Origin of the sequence: Nonomuraea sp. LP-02 (genome assembly GCF_036289125.1) — a bacterium.
GTDB lineage: Bacteria > Actinomycetota > Actinomycetes > Streptosporangiales > Streptosporangiaceae > Nonomuraea > Nonomuraea bangladeshensis.
Window position 1 is genome coordinate 912,642 of sequence record NZ_JAXCLK010000001.1, and the last position, 14,572, is coordinate 927,213.

General features: G+C 71.3%; 14 protein-coding genes. 11 read left to right on the forward strand and 3 right to left on the reverse strand.

The annotated features are described in order from the left end of the window. The first annotated feature begins 73 nt into the window (after window positions 1-73). The 6 genes from SMD20_RS04245 (at window position 74) to whiA (ending at window position 6,575) form a co-directional block, all read left to right on the forward strand. Window positions 74-532 carry a Rieske (2Fe-2S) protein gene (locus SMD20_RS04245; RefSeq protein WP_329575041.1) on the forward strand — a complete coding sequence of 153 codons (459 nt, stop codon included), beginning with the start codon at window positions 74-76 and terminating at the stop codon, window positions 530-532. A gap of 67 nt (window positions 533-599) precedes the next feature. After that, window positions 600-1,073, forward strand: coding sequence for a Rieske (2Fe-2S) protein (locus tag SMD20_RS04250; protein WP_329575043.1), 474 nt, complete (start codon window positions 600-602; stop codon window positions 1,071-1,073). A gap of 227 nt (window positions 1,074-1,300) precedes the next feature. Beyond that, the gene (gene uvrC / locus SMD20_RS04255) at window positions 1,301-3,442 is read left to right on the forward strand and encodes an excinuclease ABC subunit UvrC (protein ID WP_329575044.1); all 2,142 of its coding nucleotides are present in this window, start codon (window positions 1,301-1,303) and stop codon (window positions 3,440-3,442) included. A gap of 219 nt (window positions 3,443-3,661) precedes the next feature. Further along, complete coding sequence (rapZ, locus tag SMD20_RS04260; protein ID WP_329575046.1) at window positions 3,662-4,528, forward strand: RNase adapter RapZ; 867 nt, start codon at window positions 3,662-3,664, stop codon at window positions 4,526-4,528. A 74-nt stretch (window positions 4,529-4,602) separates the two neighbouring features. Beyond that, on the forward strand, window positions 4,603-5,520 hold the full coding sequence (locus SMD20_RS04265; protein WP_329592422.1) for a gluconeogenesis factor YvcK family protein: 918 nt from the start codon (window positions 4,603-4,605) through the stop codon (window positions 5,518-5,520). A gap of 74 nt (window positions 5,521-5,594) precedes the next feature. Next, window positions 5,595-6,575 carry a DNA-binding protein WhiA gene (whiA, locus tag SMD20_RS04270; protein ID WP_026214667.1) on the forward strand — a complete coding sequence of 327 codons (981 nt, stop codon included), beginning with the start codon at window positions 5,595-5,597 and terminating at the stop codon, window positions 6,573-6,575. 249 nt (window positions 6,576-6,824) lie between these two features. Here whiA and SMD20_RS04275 read toward each other — a convergent pair whose 3' ends face one another. After that, a complete protein-coding gene (locus SMD20_RS04275) occupies window positions 6,825-7,460 on the reverse strand; it encodes a hypothetical protein (RefSeq protein WP_329575050.1) in 636 nt (211 codons plus the stop codon). Window positions 7,461-7,639: 179 nt separating this feature from the next. On the opposite strand from SMD20_RS04275, the gene gap reads away from it, so the two are divergent. The 5 genes from gap (at window position 7,640) to SMD20_RS04300 (ending at window position 11,452) form a co-directional block, all read left to right on the forward strand. Continuing rightward, a complete protein-coding gene (gene gap, locus SMD20_RS04280) occupies window positions 7,640-8,644 on the forward strand; it encodes a type I glyceraldehyde-3-phosphate dehydrogenase (protein WP_329575053.1) in 1,005 nt (334 codons plus the stop codon). Between the two features lie 88 nt (window positions 8,645-8,732). Then, on the forward strand, window positions 8,733-9,920 hold the full coding sequence (locus tag SMD20_RS04285; protein ID WP_329575056.1) for a phosphoglycerate kinase: 1,188 nt from the start codon (window positions 8,733-8,735) through the stop codon (window positions 9,918-9,920). Next, on the forward strand, window positions 9,921-10,703 hold the full coding sequence (gene tpiA / locus SMD20_RS04290; RefSeq protein WP_329575058.1) for a triose-phosphate isomerase: 783 nt from the start codon (window positions 9,921-9,923) through the stop codon (window positions 10,701-10,703). 99 nt (window positions 10,704-10,802) lie between these two features. Beyond that, window positions 10,803-11,033 carry a preprotein translocase subunit SecG gene (gene secG, locus SMD20_RS04295; RefSeq protein WP_020544771.1) on the forward strand — a complete coding sequence of 77 codons (231 nt, stop codon included), beginning with the start codon at window positions 10,803-10,805 and terminating at the stop codon, window positions 11,031-11,033. A gap of 74 nt (window positions 11,034-11,107) precedes the next feature. After that, window positions 11,108-11,452, forward strand: coding sequence for an RNA polymerase-binding protein RbpA (locus SMD20_RS04300; protein ID WP_084685755.1), 345 nt, complete (start codon window positions 11,108-11,110; stop codon window positions 11,450-11,452). 75 nt (window positions 11,453-11,527) lie between these two features. On the opposite strand, the gene SMD20_RS04305 is transcribed toward SMD20_RS04300, so the two are convergent. Beyond that, a complete protein-coding gene (locus tag SMD20_RS04305) occupies window positions 11,528-13,129 on the reverse strand; it encodes an amidohydrolase (protein WP_329575065.1) in 1,602 nt (533 codons plus the stop codon). A 25-nt stretch (window positions 13,130-13,154) separates the two neighbouring features. Then, on the reverse strand, window positions 13,155-14,531 hold the full coding sequence (locus SMD20_RS04310; protein ID WP_329575068.1) for an NAD(P)/FAD-dependent oxidoreductase: 1,377 nt from the start codon (window positions 14,529-14,531) through the stop codon (window positions 13,155-13,157). Between the last annotated feature and the right edge of the window lie 41 nt (window positions 14,532-14,572).

A 14,572-nucleotide genomic window follows, 5' to 3' on the forward strand; every position in this document is an offset into this window, starting at 1 on the left:
GGGTTCGGGCACGCTGAACCGGCGCGCGGGCGCTGCCCGTACCTGAAGGAGAAGCAACCTGGGAGGACGCACCATGACGGATACGACGCGCCGGACGATGATGCTGGGCGCGGGAGGCGCCGGGCTCGCGGCGTTCCTGACGGCGTGCGCGAGCTACGGCACGCCGACGACCGACGCCAGCGCGGCGCCCGAGGACGAGCCGGCCGACGAGGCGTCGTCCGCGGCGCCGAAGAAGAAGCCGGCCAAGAAGGCGCTGGCCGACGCCTCCGACATCGAGGTGGGCGGCGGCAAGGTCTTCGAGGCGCAGAAGATCGTGGTCACGCAGCCGGTGGAGGGCGACTTCAAGGCGTTCTCGGCGGTCTGCACGCACGCGGGCTGCACGGTCGCCACCGTACAGAACAAGACGATCAACTGCCCGTGCCACGGCAGCAAGTTCAGCATCGAGGACGGCTCGGTCACCGACGGGCCCGCGCCCGAGCCGCTCGCGGAGAAGAAGATCACGGTGGACGGCGGCAAGATCCGCCTGGCTTAGCGGACCGGTGGGCGTCTCTCATGCAGGTCTCATGAATTTCTCACCTGGCTGCGGTTGGGTGATCCGCATGGGAGATGACCTTCGAAGCCGACGGGCAGTGATAGCGGGCGTCGGCGCGGGCGGCCTCACGCTGGCCCTCGCGGCCTGTGGCGGCAGCGACACGGCGACCGGCACCGACACGGCGACCGGCAGCAACGCCACCGGCTCCGCCGCACCTACCGCGGGCGCCACCGAGTCCAGCGCGCCGCAGGCCGGCGGCGCACTGGCCAAGACGGCCGACATCCCCGTGGGGGGCGGCACGATCCTCAAGGACCAGAAGATCGTGGTCGTGCAGCCCACCGAGGGGGAGTTCAAGGCGTTCAGCGCGGTCTGCACGCACAAGGGGTGCGTGGTGGGCAGCGTCGACGGTGGCAACATCGTCTGCCCGTGCCACAACAGCACGTTCAACATCGCCGACGGGGCTGTGACGGGCGGGCCCGCCCAGGGGCCGCTGCCGGAGCAGGCGATCAAGGTCGAGGGTGACCAGATCACCCTGGCCTGATCGACGGTCACCTGATTGATGATCGTCTGACTGACGGTGACTTGATCGACGGTGATGAGGGCGTGAGGACGCGGGCCCGCCACGGCGCGAGGCGGGCCCGCGTCCGCGTGTCCGGCGCCGTCCGTGTCCGGCGCCGGCGTGCGGTGGGGCGGGCTCGGCGGTGGGCGGACGAGTCTGTCGGTGGGGGCTACTAGGCTTCAAATGTGGCCAGATCTGCGCGCAGTCCTGTGAGTTTCCGGCCGGAGCCGGGTTCGATCCCCGAGTCCCCGGGGGTCTACCGGTTCAGGGACGCCCACGGCCGGGTGATCTACGTCGGCAAGGCCAAGAGCCTGCGTCAGCGGCTCAACTCGTACTTCGCCGACTTCTCCGCGCTGCACCCGCGCACGCAGTCGATGCTGACCACCGCCGCCGACGTGGACTGGACCGTCGTCGGCACCGAGGTCGAGGCGCTGCAGCTCGAATACTCCTGGATCAAGGAGTACGACCCGCGCTTCAACGTCAAGTACCGCGACGACAAGTCCTACCCCTACCTCGCGGTCACGATGGGGGAGGACTTCCCGCGCGTGCAGGTCATGCGCGGCGCCAAGCGCAAGGGCACCCGCTACTTCGGCCCCTACTCGCACGCCTGGGCCATCCGCGAGACCGTCGACCTGCTGCTGCGCGTCTTCCCCGTACGCACGTGCAGCGCCGGGGTGTTCAAGCGGGCCGGGCAGATCGGCCGTCCCTGCCTGCTCGGCTACATCGACAAGTGCTCCGCGCCGTGCGTCGGCCGCGTCACCCCCGACGAGCACCGCGAGCTGGCGGAGGACTTCTGCGACTTCATGGCGGGCAACACCAGCCGCTTCATCAAGCGGCTGGAGAAGGAGATGCGCGCCGCCGCCTCCGAGCAGGAGTACGAGCGCGCCGCCCGGCTCAGGGACGACGTCCAGGCGCTGCAGCGCGCGCTGGAGAAGCAGGCGGTCGTGCTCGGCGAGGGCACCGACGCCGACGTCATCGCCCTGGCCGAGGATCCGCTCGAAGCCGCCGTCATGGTCTTCTACGTGCGCGGCGGGCGCATCCGCGGACAGCGCGGATGGGTGGTCGACAAGGTCGAGGAGACCACGCCGGGCGAGCTGGTCGAGCAGTTCCTGCTGCAGATGTACGCCGAGGCCGGCGCCGAGTCGATGCCGCGTGAGGTGCTCGTACCCGCTCTGCCGCCCGACAGCGACGCGGTCGCCGAGCTGCTGAGCGAGCAGCGCCGGGCCCGGGTCGAGGTCCGCGTGCCGCAGCGCGGCGACAAGCGCACGCTCATGGAGACCGTCGCGCGCAACGCCAAGGAGTCGCTCGCCCAGCACAAGATCCGGCGCGCCAGCGACCTCACGACCCGCAGCAAGGCGCTGCAGGAGATCGCCGACGCGCTCGACCTCGACCAGGCGCCGCTGCGCATCGAGTGCTACGACGTCTCCCACCTGCAGGGCGAGAACGTCGTCGCCTCCATGGTGGTCTTCGAGGACGGCCTGGCGCGCAAGAGCGAATACCGGCGCTTCGCGGTCAAGACCAAGGAGGGCGACGTCGCCTCGATCCACGAGGTGATCCTCCGCCGGTTCCGCCGCTACCTGCAGGAACGGTCCGACACCGGCGAGCTGGTCCCCGACGAGTACGACGAGGACGGCGGGCGCGGCGAGGAGGGCGGGCACGGCCCGATCGACCCCGAGACGGGCCGGCCGCGCAAGTTCGCCTATCCGCCCAACCTGGTCGTGGTCGACGGCGCAGGCCCCCAGGCGGCCGCGGCCCAGCGCGCGCTCGACGAGCTCGGCATCGACGACGTGGCGGTGTGCGGGCTGGCCAAGCGGCTGGAGGAGGTCTGGCTGCCGGGCGACGACCAGCCGGTGATCATGCCCCGGTCCAGCGAAGGGCTCTACCTGTTGCAGCGGGTGCGTGACGAGGCGCACCGCTTCGCCATCACCTACCACCGGTCGAAGCGGTCGCGCAGCATCAAGGAGAGCGCGCTCGACGGCGTTCCCGGGCTCGGGCCGGCGCGGCGGCAGGCGCTGCTCAAGCACTTCGGGTCGGTGAAGAAGCTGCGCGAGGCGAGCGCGGCCGAGATCTGCGAGGTGCCGGGCATCGGGCGGGCCACCGCCGAGGTCATCGTCGCCACGCTGGCGGGCGGGTCGCCCCGGCCCGCGTCCGCGGAGGGCATGACGGGGAACGCTGCCACAGGCCCCAAGGACACGGCTGAGGTGGCGGCGGGTGCTGAGGGCGGGGCTGAGGCGGCGCGTTCCGGGAACGGGGCTGAGACGGCGAGTTCCGCGGGCGGGGCTGGGGCGGACGGCTCTGGGGGCGGGGGTGGCGCCGGGGAGTTCGCGCCTCGGGAAGAGGGGGCGCGGTGACAGGGCGACGGCGTGCATGGGTTGCGTCGCGCTCTGCGATCGCCGACGTCCGCTATGGTGGATGGCGTGCCGCGATGACCGGGCCGGGTGTGCCGGACGGCCGCCGTACGAAATGCGCCCGGATCGGTGGGCCGGCGGGCGATGTCGGCCGGGAAGGGCTTTGACATGGACAGCCGTGAGGGCAGTGCCGGTGACCGGGCTGACGGGCGGAAAGAGCAGATGAGCGCCGACCCGGCGTTCGTCATCGTGACCGGCATGTCCGGGGCGGGCCGCAGCACCGCGGCCAAGGCGCTGGAGGACCTGGGCTGGTTCGTCATCGACAACCTGCCGCCGGGGCTGCTGTTCGCCATGGCCGAGGAGGCGGGCAAGGTCAAGCTGGCCGCCGACAAGGTCGCCGCCGTGGTCGACGTACGCAGCCTCGCCTTCACCACCGACCTCAACGCGGCCATCGAAGAGCTGGAGGCCCGCGGGGTCCGGGTGCGGGTGGTGTTCCTGGAGGCCAGCGACGAGGAGCTGGTGCGCCGGTTCGAGAACGTCCGCAGGCCCCACCCGTTGCAGGGCGAGGGGCGGCTGGTCGACGGCATCACCCGCGAGCGGGGCATCCTGCGCGAGGTGCGGGCCAACGCCGACCTGGTGATCGACACCTCCTCGCACAACGTCCACGACCTGCGCAACAAGATCGTCGCGTACTTCGGCGGGGAGGACCGGCCGGGGCTGCGGCTCAACGTGGTGTCCTTCGGCTTCAAGTACGGACTGCCGGTCGACGCCGACCTCGTCGTGGACTGCCGGTTCCTGCCCAACCCGCACTGGGTGCCGGAGCTCCGGCCCATGAACGGGCTCGACGCCTCCGTCAGCGAGTACGTACTCGGGCAGCCGGGCGCCAAGGAGTTCCTCGACGCGTACGAGGAGGTCCTGAAGGTGGTCGCGGCCGGCTACGCGCGCGAGGGCAAGAGCTACGCGACGCTCGCGGTGGGCTGCACGGGCGGCAAGCACCGCAGCGTGGCCATGGCCGAGCAGGTCGCCGCCCGGCTGCGTGACCGCGGCATGGAGGTCCAGGTGAGCCATCGGGATGTGGGGCGGGAGTGACCGATGACGGCGTCGCGGCATCGGCGGACACGCGCGCTGACGACGACCCGCCCGCCCGCGGCAGGGGGCCGCGGGTGGTGGCGCTCGGGGGCGGGCACGGGCTGTTCGCGTCCCTGTCCGCATTACGGATGGTCACCGACGAGCTGACCGCGGTCGTGACCGTCGCCGACGACGGCGGCTCCAGCGGCCGGTTGCGCCGTGAGCTGGGCGTGCTCCCGCCCGGCGACCTGCGCATGGCGCTCGCGGCGCTGTGCGGCGACGACGAGTGGGGCAGCACCTGGAGCGAGGTGGTGCAGCACCGCTTCCGCAGCGAGGGCGACCTGCACGGGCACGCCGTCGGCAACCTGCTGATCGTGGCCCTGTGGGAACTGCTGGGCGATCCGGTGGCCGGGCTCGACTGGGTCGGGCGGCTGCTGGGCGCGCACGGCCGGGTCCTGCCGATGGCGTCCGTGCCGCTCGACATCGTCGCCGAGGTGGAGCTCGACGGCGTCATCTCGACCGTACGCGGCCAGGTGGCGTGCGCCCTGACCCCCGGCCGCGTCCAGGCCATCTCCCTGGTGCCCGAGGACCCGCCCGCACGGCCCGAGGCCGTCGCGGCGGTGTCGGAGGCCGACTGGGTGGTGTTCGGGCCCGGATCGTGGTTCACCAGCGTGCTGCCGCACCTCAAGGTGCCCGAGCTGGCGCGGGCCCTGCACGCCACCCGGGCCCGCCGGCTCGTCACGCTCAACCTGGCCCCGCAGGCCGGCGAGACCGACGACTTCTCCCCGCAGCAACATCTGGAGGTGCTCCGGCAGCACGCGCCGGACCTGTCGATCGACGTCGTCCTCGCCGACACCGGCGTGGTCGACGACCCCGACGCACTGGAAAAGGCCGCCGCCGCGCTCGGCGCGCGGCTCGTCATGGCCGACGTGGCGGCCGGCGACGGCTCGCCCCGGCACGACCCACGACGTCTTGCCTCCGTCCTGGACGAGATTTTCCTCCGGAAGCGTTGATCCTGGTCGGCGTGGCGCGAAGGTGCGAGAGACTGGCGTGAGCCGGTCTGAATGGGGGAGAGGACTAAACGCTTATGGCGATGACAGGTGTGGTGAAAGACGAACTGAGCCGCCTGCCGGTGCTGAAGCCCTGCTGCCGCAAGGCCGAGGTTTCCACGCTGCTGCGGTTCGCCAGCGGCCTGCACCTGGTGGGCGGGCGGATCGTGATCGAGGCGGAGCTCGACACCAACGCCACCGCGCGGCGCCTGATCAAGGACATCGGTGAGGTGTTCGGCCACAAGGCGGAGGTGCTCGTGCTGGCCCCCGCCGGCCTGCGCAAGGGCTCCCGTTACGTGGTGCGCGTCTACCGCGACGGCGAGGCGCTCGCCCGCCAGACGGGGCTGATCGACAACCACGGCCGTCCCGTGCGCGGCCTGCCGCGCCAGGTGGTGGCCGGCGCGGCGTGCGACGCCGAGGCGGCCTGGCGTGGCGCGTTCCTGGCGCACGGCTCGCTCACCGAGCCGGGACGGTCGATGTCGCTGGAGGTCACCTGCCCGGGGCCCGAGGCGGCGCTGGCGCTCGTGGGCTCGGCACGGAGGTTGAAGATCCACGCGAAGGCGCGCGAGGTGCGCGGCGTGGACCGGGTCGTCGTACGCGACGGCGACGCCATCAGCGCGCTGCTCACCCGCCTGGGGGCGCACGACAGCGTGCTGGCCTGGGAAGAACGGCGGATGCGCCGCGAGGTGCGGGCCACCGCCAACCGGCTGGCCAACTTCGACGACGCCAACCTGCGGCGTTCGGCCAGGGCCGCGGTCGCCGCCGGGGCGCGGGTGCAGCGGGCGCTGGAGATCCTCGGCGACGAGGCGCCTGAGCACCTCGTGGTGGCCGGGCGGCTGCGGGTGGAGCACAAGCAGGCGTCCCTGGAGGAGCTGGGGCAGATCGCCGACCCGCCGCTGACCAAGGACGCGATCGCCGGGCGGATCAGGCGGCTGCTGGCGATGGCGGACAAACGGGCGTCCGATCTCGGCATCCCCAACACCGAGGCCAACCTCACCGTCGACATGCTTGCTCCCTGACCGCCTTTTTAGATCCATCCTTTACGGCAGAGCCAGGCCGGCCGCACGCGCCGACGTGGGTGGCCGTCCGTCATGGCCGGTCGTGAAGGCTCACGGGTCGCTCGCCGTGACGAGCGTCTGCTTGGCCGGGTTCCGTGGTTCATGGTGACCGGTGCGCGGCCGGAGTGCCGTCCGCGGCCGGCACGCGGCCGGCTCCGACCGGGTGCCGTTCGCGGCCTGCGTGCGGTGGCTCCGGCCGGATGCCTGGGGTCAGTCGCGGGCGGGTTTGCGGGGGGCGAACAGGTCCGTGGTGGGCTGCTGGGCCGGGGGCTGGGCGGGTTCGAAGGGGGCGCGGTACTCCGTCGCCTCCTGGCCCTCCCCCTCGGCCTCCGTCCGGCGGCGGTGGGCGCGGCGGACGCCGAGGACGCGCAGGGTGACCAGCAGGAGGGCGGCCAGCGCGGCGACGGCGAGGTAGAGCCAGGCGGCCCAGGTCTCCGCGATCGGGTCACGGTAGAGGTTGGGCGCGTACGGGAGGCCGGCGGTGAAGTTGTCCCATGTGATGTCCGACACCGTGATGTGCCCGGCGGGCGGGGTGCGCAGGGTGGCGCCGGTCATGATCGAGGAGCCGAGCACCTGCCCGGCGGCCATGGCGGCCCCGGCGTACAGCGCGGACACGGGGACCAGCGTCAGGGCGCGCGGGCGCGCCGCGCCGACTCCCATCGCGACCAGGAGCGCGACCAGCAGGGACGAGACCAGCGAGAGGGGGTGCCCGTTGCCGAACGACGTGACGCCTGCGGGCAGGCGGGTCTGGAACAGCACGGCCGCCCCCAGCGCGGCGGCGGCGACGAGCGCCGCCACCAGGCCCAGCGCTAGTCCGGGAAGTAGGCCCGACCGGTTGTGTGACATCTCAGCCCCCAGAGAATGCACGAATTTACTCTAATGAGTCGGGCACTTTACTCGAAGGTCGCAAAAAGTGTGTGTTGCACCCGCATGCGCAGGGCGGGGGTCGCAGTGGTCTAAACCAATTTAGGTCCGATAGGCTTCGTGGCTGAGGTTTCAGCCCGCCATCTGTTCGAGGAGATCGCGTGAGCATCCGCGTAGGCGTCAACGGCTTCGGCCGCATCGGCCGCAACTTCTGGCGCGCTGTCGCCGCCAGCGGCAAGGACATCGAGATCGTCGCGGTCAACGACCTGACCGACAACGCGACGCTCGCCCACCTTCTGAAGTACGACAGCATCCTGGGCCGCCTGCCCTACGAGGTGAAGGCCACCAGCGACGAGATCACCGTCGACGGCAAGGCGATCAAGGTCTTCGAGGAGCGCGACCCGGCCAAGCTGCCCTGGGGCGACCTCGGCGTGGACGTCGTCGTCGAGTCCACCGGCCTGTTCACCGACGCCAATAAGGCCAGGGCGCACGCCGACAACGGCGCGAAGAAGGTCATCATCTCCGCTCCGGCGAAGAACGAGGACGTCACGATCGTGATGGGCGTCAACGACTCGTCCTACGACCCGGCCAAGCACACGATCGTCTCCAACGCGTCCTGCACCACCAACTGCCTGGCGCCCATGGCCAAGGTCATCCACGACACCTTCACCATCGAGAAGGGTCTGATGACCACCATCCACGCCTACACGCAGGACCAGAACCTGCAGGACGGCCCGCACAAGGACCTGCGCCGCGCCCGCGCCGCCGCCCTCAACGTGGTGCCCACCTCCACCGGCGCCGCCAAGGCCATCGGCCTGGTGCTGCCGGAGCTCAAGGGCAAGCTCGACGGCTTCGCGATGCGCGTGCCGATCCCCACCGGCTCGGCCACCGACCTCACCGTCGAGGTCGGCCACGACGTCACGGTCGACGAGGTCAACGCCGCGGTGAAGGCCGCCGCCGAGGGCCCGCTCAAGGGCATCCTCACCTACACCGAGGACCAGATCGTCTCCTCCGACATCGTCACCGACCCGGCCTCCTGCATCTTCGACGCCGGCCTCACCAAGGTCATCGGCAACCAGGTCAAGGTCGTCGGCTGGTACGACAACGAGTGGGGCTACTCCAACCGCCTCGTCGACCTGATCGAGCTGGTCGGCCGCGGGCTCTGACCCGGCTGACCCCGCCGGCCACGGCCGGCCACGACCATGTGCCGGGGCGCGCGCCGCGCGCGCCCCGCGGGAACAGGAGCATGAGAGCATGCGCACGCTCGACGATCTCGACGTGAAGGGGCGGCGCGTGCTGGTGCGCGCCGACCTCAACGTCCCCCTCGACGGGGAGACGATCACCGACGACGGCCGCATCCGCGCGTCGGTGCCGACGATCAAGGCGCTGGCCGGCCGCGGCGCCAGGGTCGTCGTCTGCGCCCATCTGGGCAGGCCCAAGGGCCAGGTCAACCCGAAGTACTCGCTGCGTCCCGTCGCCGCCCGCCTGGGCGAGCTGCTGGGCCAGGACGTCGCCTTCGCCACCGACGTGGTGGGCGACAGCGCCCGCGCGACGGTCGAGGCGCTCCAGGACGGCCAGGTGGCGCTGCTGGAGAACCTCCGCTTCGAGCCCGGCGAGGACTCCAAGGACGACGCCGCGCGCGGCGCGTTCGCCGAGAAGCTGGCCGGCCTCGCCGAGCTCTACGTGGGCGACGGCTTCGGCGCGGTGCACCGCAAGCACGCCAGCGTCTACGACGTGCCGAAGATCCTGCCGCACGCGGCGGGCGGGCTGATCACGGCCGAGGTCGAGGTGCTGCGCAAGCTCACCGAGCAGCCCGAGCGCCCGTACGTCGTGGTGCTGGGCGGCGCCAAGGTCTCCGACAAGCTCGGCGTCATCGCCAACCTGCTCACCAAGGTCGACCGGCTGCTCATCGGCGGCGGCATGGCCTACACCTTCCTCAAGGCCCAGGGCCACGAGGTCGGGAAGTCGCTGCTCCAGGAGGACCAGCTCGACCAGGTGCGCGGCTTCCTCGCCGAGGCCGCCGAGCGCGGCGTGGAGCTCGTGCTGCCGGTCGACGTGCTGGCCGCCACCGAGTTCGCCGCCGACGCCGAGCACGAGGCGGTCGAGGCGACCGCGATCCCGGCCGACCGCGAGGGGCTCGACATCGGGCCGAAGACCCGCGAGCTGTTCGCCGCCAAGCTGGCCGACGCCAAGACCGTCTTCTGGAACGGCCCGATGGGCGTGTTCGAGTTCGACGCGTTCTCCGGCGGCACCAGGGCCGTGGCCGAGGCTCTCATCGCCTCCGGTGCCTTCACCGTGGTGGGCGGCGGCGACTCCGCGGCCGCCGTGCGCAGGCTCGGCCTCCCCGAGGACGGTTTCTCGCACATCTCCACAGGTGGCGGCGCCAGTCTCGAATACCTTGAGGGGAAGACCCTTCCCGGACTCGCCGCTCTGGAGGAGTAGGTGTCTCAGCGCAAGCCGCTCATGGCGGGCAACTGGAAGATGAACCTCAACCACCTTGAGGCCATCGCGCTGGTCCAGAAGCTGGCCTTCGCTCTCAACGACAAGGACTTCGACCGCACCGAGGTCGCCGTCCTGCCGCCGTTCACCGACCTGCGCAGCGTCCAGACCCTGGTCGACGGCGACAAGCTCAGGATCGTCTACGGCGCTCAGGACCTCTCCGCGCACGACGGCGGCGCCTACACCGGCGAGGTGTCCGGGCCCATGCTGGCCAAGCTGGGCTGCACCTACGTCGTCATCGGCCACTCCGAGCGGCGCCAGTACCACGCCGAGGACGACGACGTCGTCAACGCCAAGGTGCAGGCGGCCTACCGGCACTCGCTCACGCCCATCCTGTGCGTCGGCGAGGGCCTGGCGGTGCGCCAAGAGGGCGGTCACATCGCGCACAGTCTCGGCCAACTCGACGGCGCTCTGCGCAAGATCTCGGCCGAGCAGGCAAAATCGATAGTGGTGGCCTACGAACCGGTGTGGGCGATCGGCACCGGCGAGGTGGCCACCCCCGACGACGCCCAGGAGGTGTGCGGAGCATTGCGAATCAGACTCGCTGAGCTCTATGACGCCGAAGTGGCCTCGGCGGTCCGTATCCTTTACGGAGGATCGGTCAAGTCAGGAAATGTCGCAGGAATCATGGCACAACCGGATGTCGATGGCGCGCTCGTGGGCGGTGCCAGCATCGACGCCGGGGAGTTCGCCAAGATCTGCCGATTCTCCGACATGCCAGGCTGACTGAGCCGTTCGGGGGGTGCGACTTGACAGTACGTCGTACCCTCAGAAGGCAAGTTTGAATCGTCACGCGTAACAGAGCATTGAAGGAACAGGCATACCGTGGAACTCGGAATCTCCATCGCCCTCATCCTGGCGAGCCTTCTCATGATCCTGCTCGTCCTGCTTCACAAGGGCAAGGGTGGTGGCCTGTCTGACATGTTCGGCGGCGGTTTCTCGTCGAACTTCGGCGGTTCCTCCGTGGTGGAGCGCAACCTCGACCGGCTGACCGTGATCACGGGCACCATCTGGTTCGTCTGCATCATCGCTCTCGGGCTGCTTGTGAAGCCCTGAGCAACAAGTTCAACGCGTGACAGTGATTCTCCCCCCGTGTTCGCGCGCGGGGCGATCGAGCGAGGAGTTCATCCGTGGGTAGTGGCAACGCGATCCGTGGCAGCCGAGTCGGCGCCGGCCCTATGGGGGAGGCCGAGCGCGGCGAGGCAGCTCCGAGAGTGCGGGTCTCGTTCTGGTGCGCCAACATGCACGAGACGCGCCCCAGTTTCGCCAGTGACGCGGCCGTCCCCGAGCTGTGGGACTGCCCTCGTTGCGGCCTCCCTGCCGGACAGGACGAGTCGAACCCCCCTGCCCCGCCGAGGAACGAGCCGTACAAGACGCACCTCGCTTACGTGAAGGAGCGCAGGAGCGACAAGGACGGCAAGGCGATCCTGGAGGAAGCACTGGAGCGCCTGCGCGCCAACAAGTCCCCCTGGTAGACCGGCGTCACGACGAACCCCCGCCCGTGAGGGCGGGGGTTCGCGCGTGTCCGGGCCCTTCTACTGGTGGACCGGCTACTGGTGGACCGGCTCGCCGTCGACGAACGTCATCCGCACGCGCGTGGTCCAGATCTCCTCGGGCGGCAGCGCGAACGGGTCGCGGTCCAGCACCACCAGGTCCGCCGGGCGGCCCGGCTCGACCAGGCCGGCGGGGGAGCGGTTGATCCAGGCCGAGCCCGAGGTGTAGGCGGCCATCGCCGTGGCCAGGTCGAGCCGCTGGCCCGGCAGGAACGGCGTACGCGCCGTCGGATAGCCCGCGTGCACCGAGCCGCCCGGCTCGGTGCGGTTGACCGCCACGTGCATGCCCTGGATCGGGTCGGCGTCCGACACCGGCCAGTCGCTGCCCGCGCACAGGCGGGTGCCGTGCTCCAGCAGGTCCTTGAAGGGGTACTGCCACGACGAGCGCGGCTCGCCCAGGTACGGCAGCGTCAGCTCGTCCATCTGGGCGTGATGGGTGGCCCACAGCGGCTGGAGGTTGGCCGTGACGCCGAGCGACGCGAAGCGCGGCACGTCCGACGGCTCAATGATCTGCAGGTGCGCGATGTGGTGGCGGTTGGCCGGGTCGGTGCCCTCGAAGCTGTCCAGCGCCTCGCGGACCGCGCGCTCGCCGATCGCGTGGAAGTGCACCTGGAAGCCGAGCCGGTCCAGCTCGGCGACGTACTCGCGGAGCTTGGCGGGGTCCACGTACGACAGGCCGGTGCCGCCGCACAGGCAGTACGGCTCCAGCGTCGCGGCCGTGAAGTTCTCCGTGATGCCGTCCTGCATGATCTTGACCGAGCCGGCCCGGAACCGGTCCAGGCCCTCCGCCTCGGCCCGGCGCGCCACCAGCTCGTCGATCTGCTCCGCGCCGCGGGTCCTGTCCCACCACAGGGCACCCGCCACGCGGGCCCTGAGCCGTCCCTGGCGGGCCGCGGACAGGTAGGTGGGCAACTGGTCGTCGGAGCCCGCGTACGAGCCCACAATGGCGTCCTGCCAGCCCGTGACGCCCAGCGAGAACAGGTGCCGCTGCGCGTCGTCCAGCGCCGCGTCCAGGTCACGCGGGGTGGGACGCGGGGTGAGCAGGCCGACGAGGTCCATCGCGCCCTCGTGCAGGACGCCCGACGGGGTTCCGTCGGGGTCGCGCTCGATGCGGCCGTCGGCAGGGTCGGGGGTGTCCCTGGTGATGCCGGCGCGCTCCAGGGCCCGGCCGTTGACCCAGGCGGCGTGGTGGTCGCGCTGGATCAGGTAGACCGGGCGGTCCAGGTGGTCGAGCTGCGAACGGTGGGGGAGGCCGCCGGGGAAGGCGGACATGTCCCAGCCGCCGCCGTCGATCCACTCCTTGTCCGGGTGGCGGCGGGCGTAGGCGTCGATCGCGGCGAGGTAGGCGTCCAGGCCGTAGACCTCCGACAGGTCGCACTTCGCCCGCTCCAGGCCCGCCTGGACCGGGTGGATGTGGGCGTCGGTGAAGCCCGGCGTCAGCAGGCCGCCGGCCAGGTCGACCGTCTCGTGCGACGGCGCGCGGCGGGCCAGCTCCCCCTCCGCGCCCACGGCGGCGATCCGGCCGCCGGACACCAGCACCGCCGTCTCCCGTACGCCGTCCGGGGTGAAGACGCGGCCGCCGCGGAAGAGGATGTCCATCTAGTCTCCTTCGTGATCTTTACGGTCAGTGCCCCGTGATGAGGTCGGCGAAGCGGGCCAGGACCGAGGTGCGGCGCATCGTGCGCTCGCGCTCGTCGGCCACCCGGTAGAGCCGGTACATCGCGTGCACGCCGATCCAGCGCAGCGGTTCAGGCTCCCACGCGCGGACCCTGCGGCCCACCCACGGCAGGGACGTCAGCTCCGTCTCCTCGCCGAGCACGAGGTCGCGCAGCGTCCGGCCGGCCAGGTTCGTGGTGGTGACGCCGTGGCCGGTGTAGCCGCCCGCCCAGCCGAGGCCCGTGGAGGGGTCCACGTGGACGGTCGAGCACCAGTCGCGCGGCACGCCGAGCACACCCGACCAGGCGTGCGCGACCGAGGAGGAGCGGGCTGCGGGGAAGAACTCGGTGAGCAGGCTCCACAGCGCCTCGACCGTCCACTCGTGGGTGTGGCCGCGGGCGTCGACGCGGGAGCCGTACAGGTAGGGGCGGCCCCGGCCGCCGAAGGCGATGCGGTCGTCGGCGGTGCGCTGGGCGTACATGTAGTAGTGGGCCATGTCGCCGAGCAGCTCCGCGCCGCGCCAGCCGACCTCGTCCCAGAACGACTGCGGCAGGGGCTCGGTGACGATCATGGAGCTGTTCATCGGCAGCCACTGGCGGCGCAGGCCGCGCAGGCGGGAGGTGAAGCCCTCCGTGGCGCGGATGACGTGGCCGGCGGTCACGGTGCCGTACGGGGTGACCGCGCGGTGCGGGACGATCTCGGTGACCGGCGTGCGCTCGTAGATGGTCACGCCGAGGTCCCTGACCACCCTGGCCAGGCCCTGGGCGAGCTTGGCGGGCTGGATGCGGGCGCAGTGCGGGCTCCACGAGCCCTCGACGGCGCCGGCGACCCGCAGGTGGTCGTCGGGGTTCACCAGGCGCAGGTCGTCCTCGCCGATGCCCCAGGGGCGGGCCGACTCGACGCTCTCGCGCAGGCGGGCGGCCTGGGCGGGGGTGCGGGCCACGTTCAGTACGCCGCCCTTGACCAGGTCGCAGTCGATGCCCTCCTTCTCGCAGACGGCGATGACCTCGTCGATGGAGGTGTACATCTCGCGCTGCAGGCGGCGGGCGCCCTCGCCGTAGCGCTCGTGCGAGCCGGCCAGGTCGCCGGTCAGCCAGCCGCCGTTGCGGCCGGAGGCGCCGAAGCCGGCGAACTCCTGCTCCAGCACGACCACGCGGAGGGACGGGCGGGCGCGTTTGAGATAGTACGCGGTCCACAGGCCCGTGTAGCCGGCGCCGACGATCGCCACGTCGGCATCGATATCGCCGTCGAGACGGGGGCCGGGGGCGGGGACGCCCATGGACCGGTACCAGAAGGACACGTCGCCGTTCACGAACTCGGACGACAAGGGAACACGCACGCTCATGCCCCCTTATCCTGCTATATCCGGACACTGCGCCGCATCTC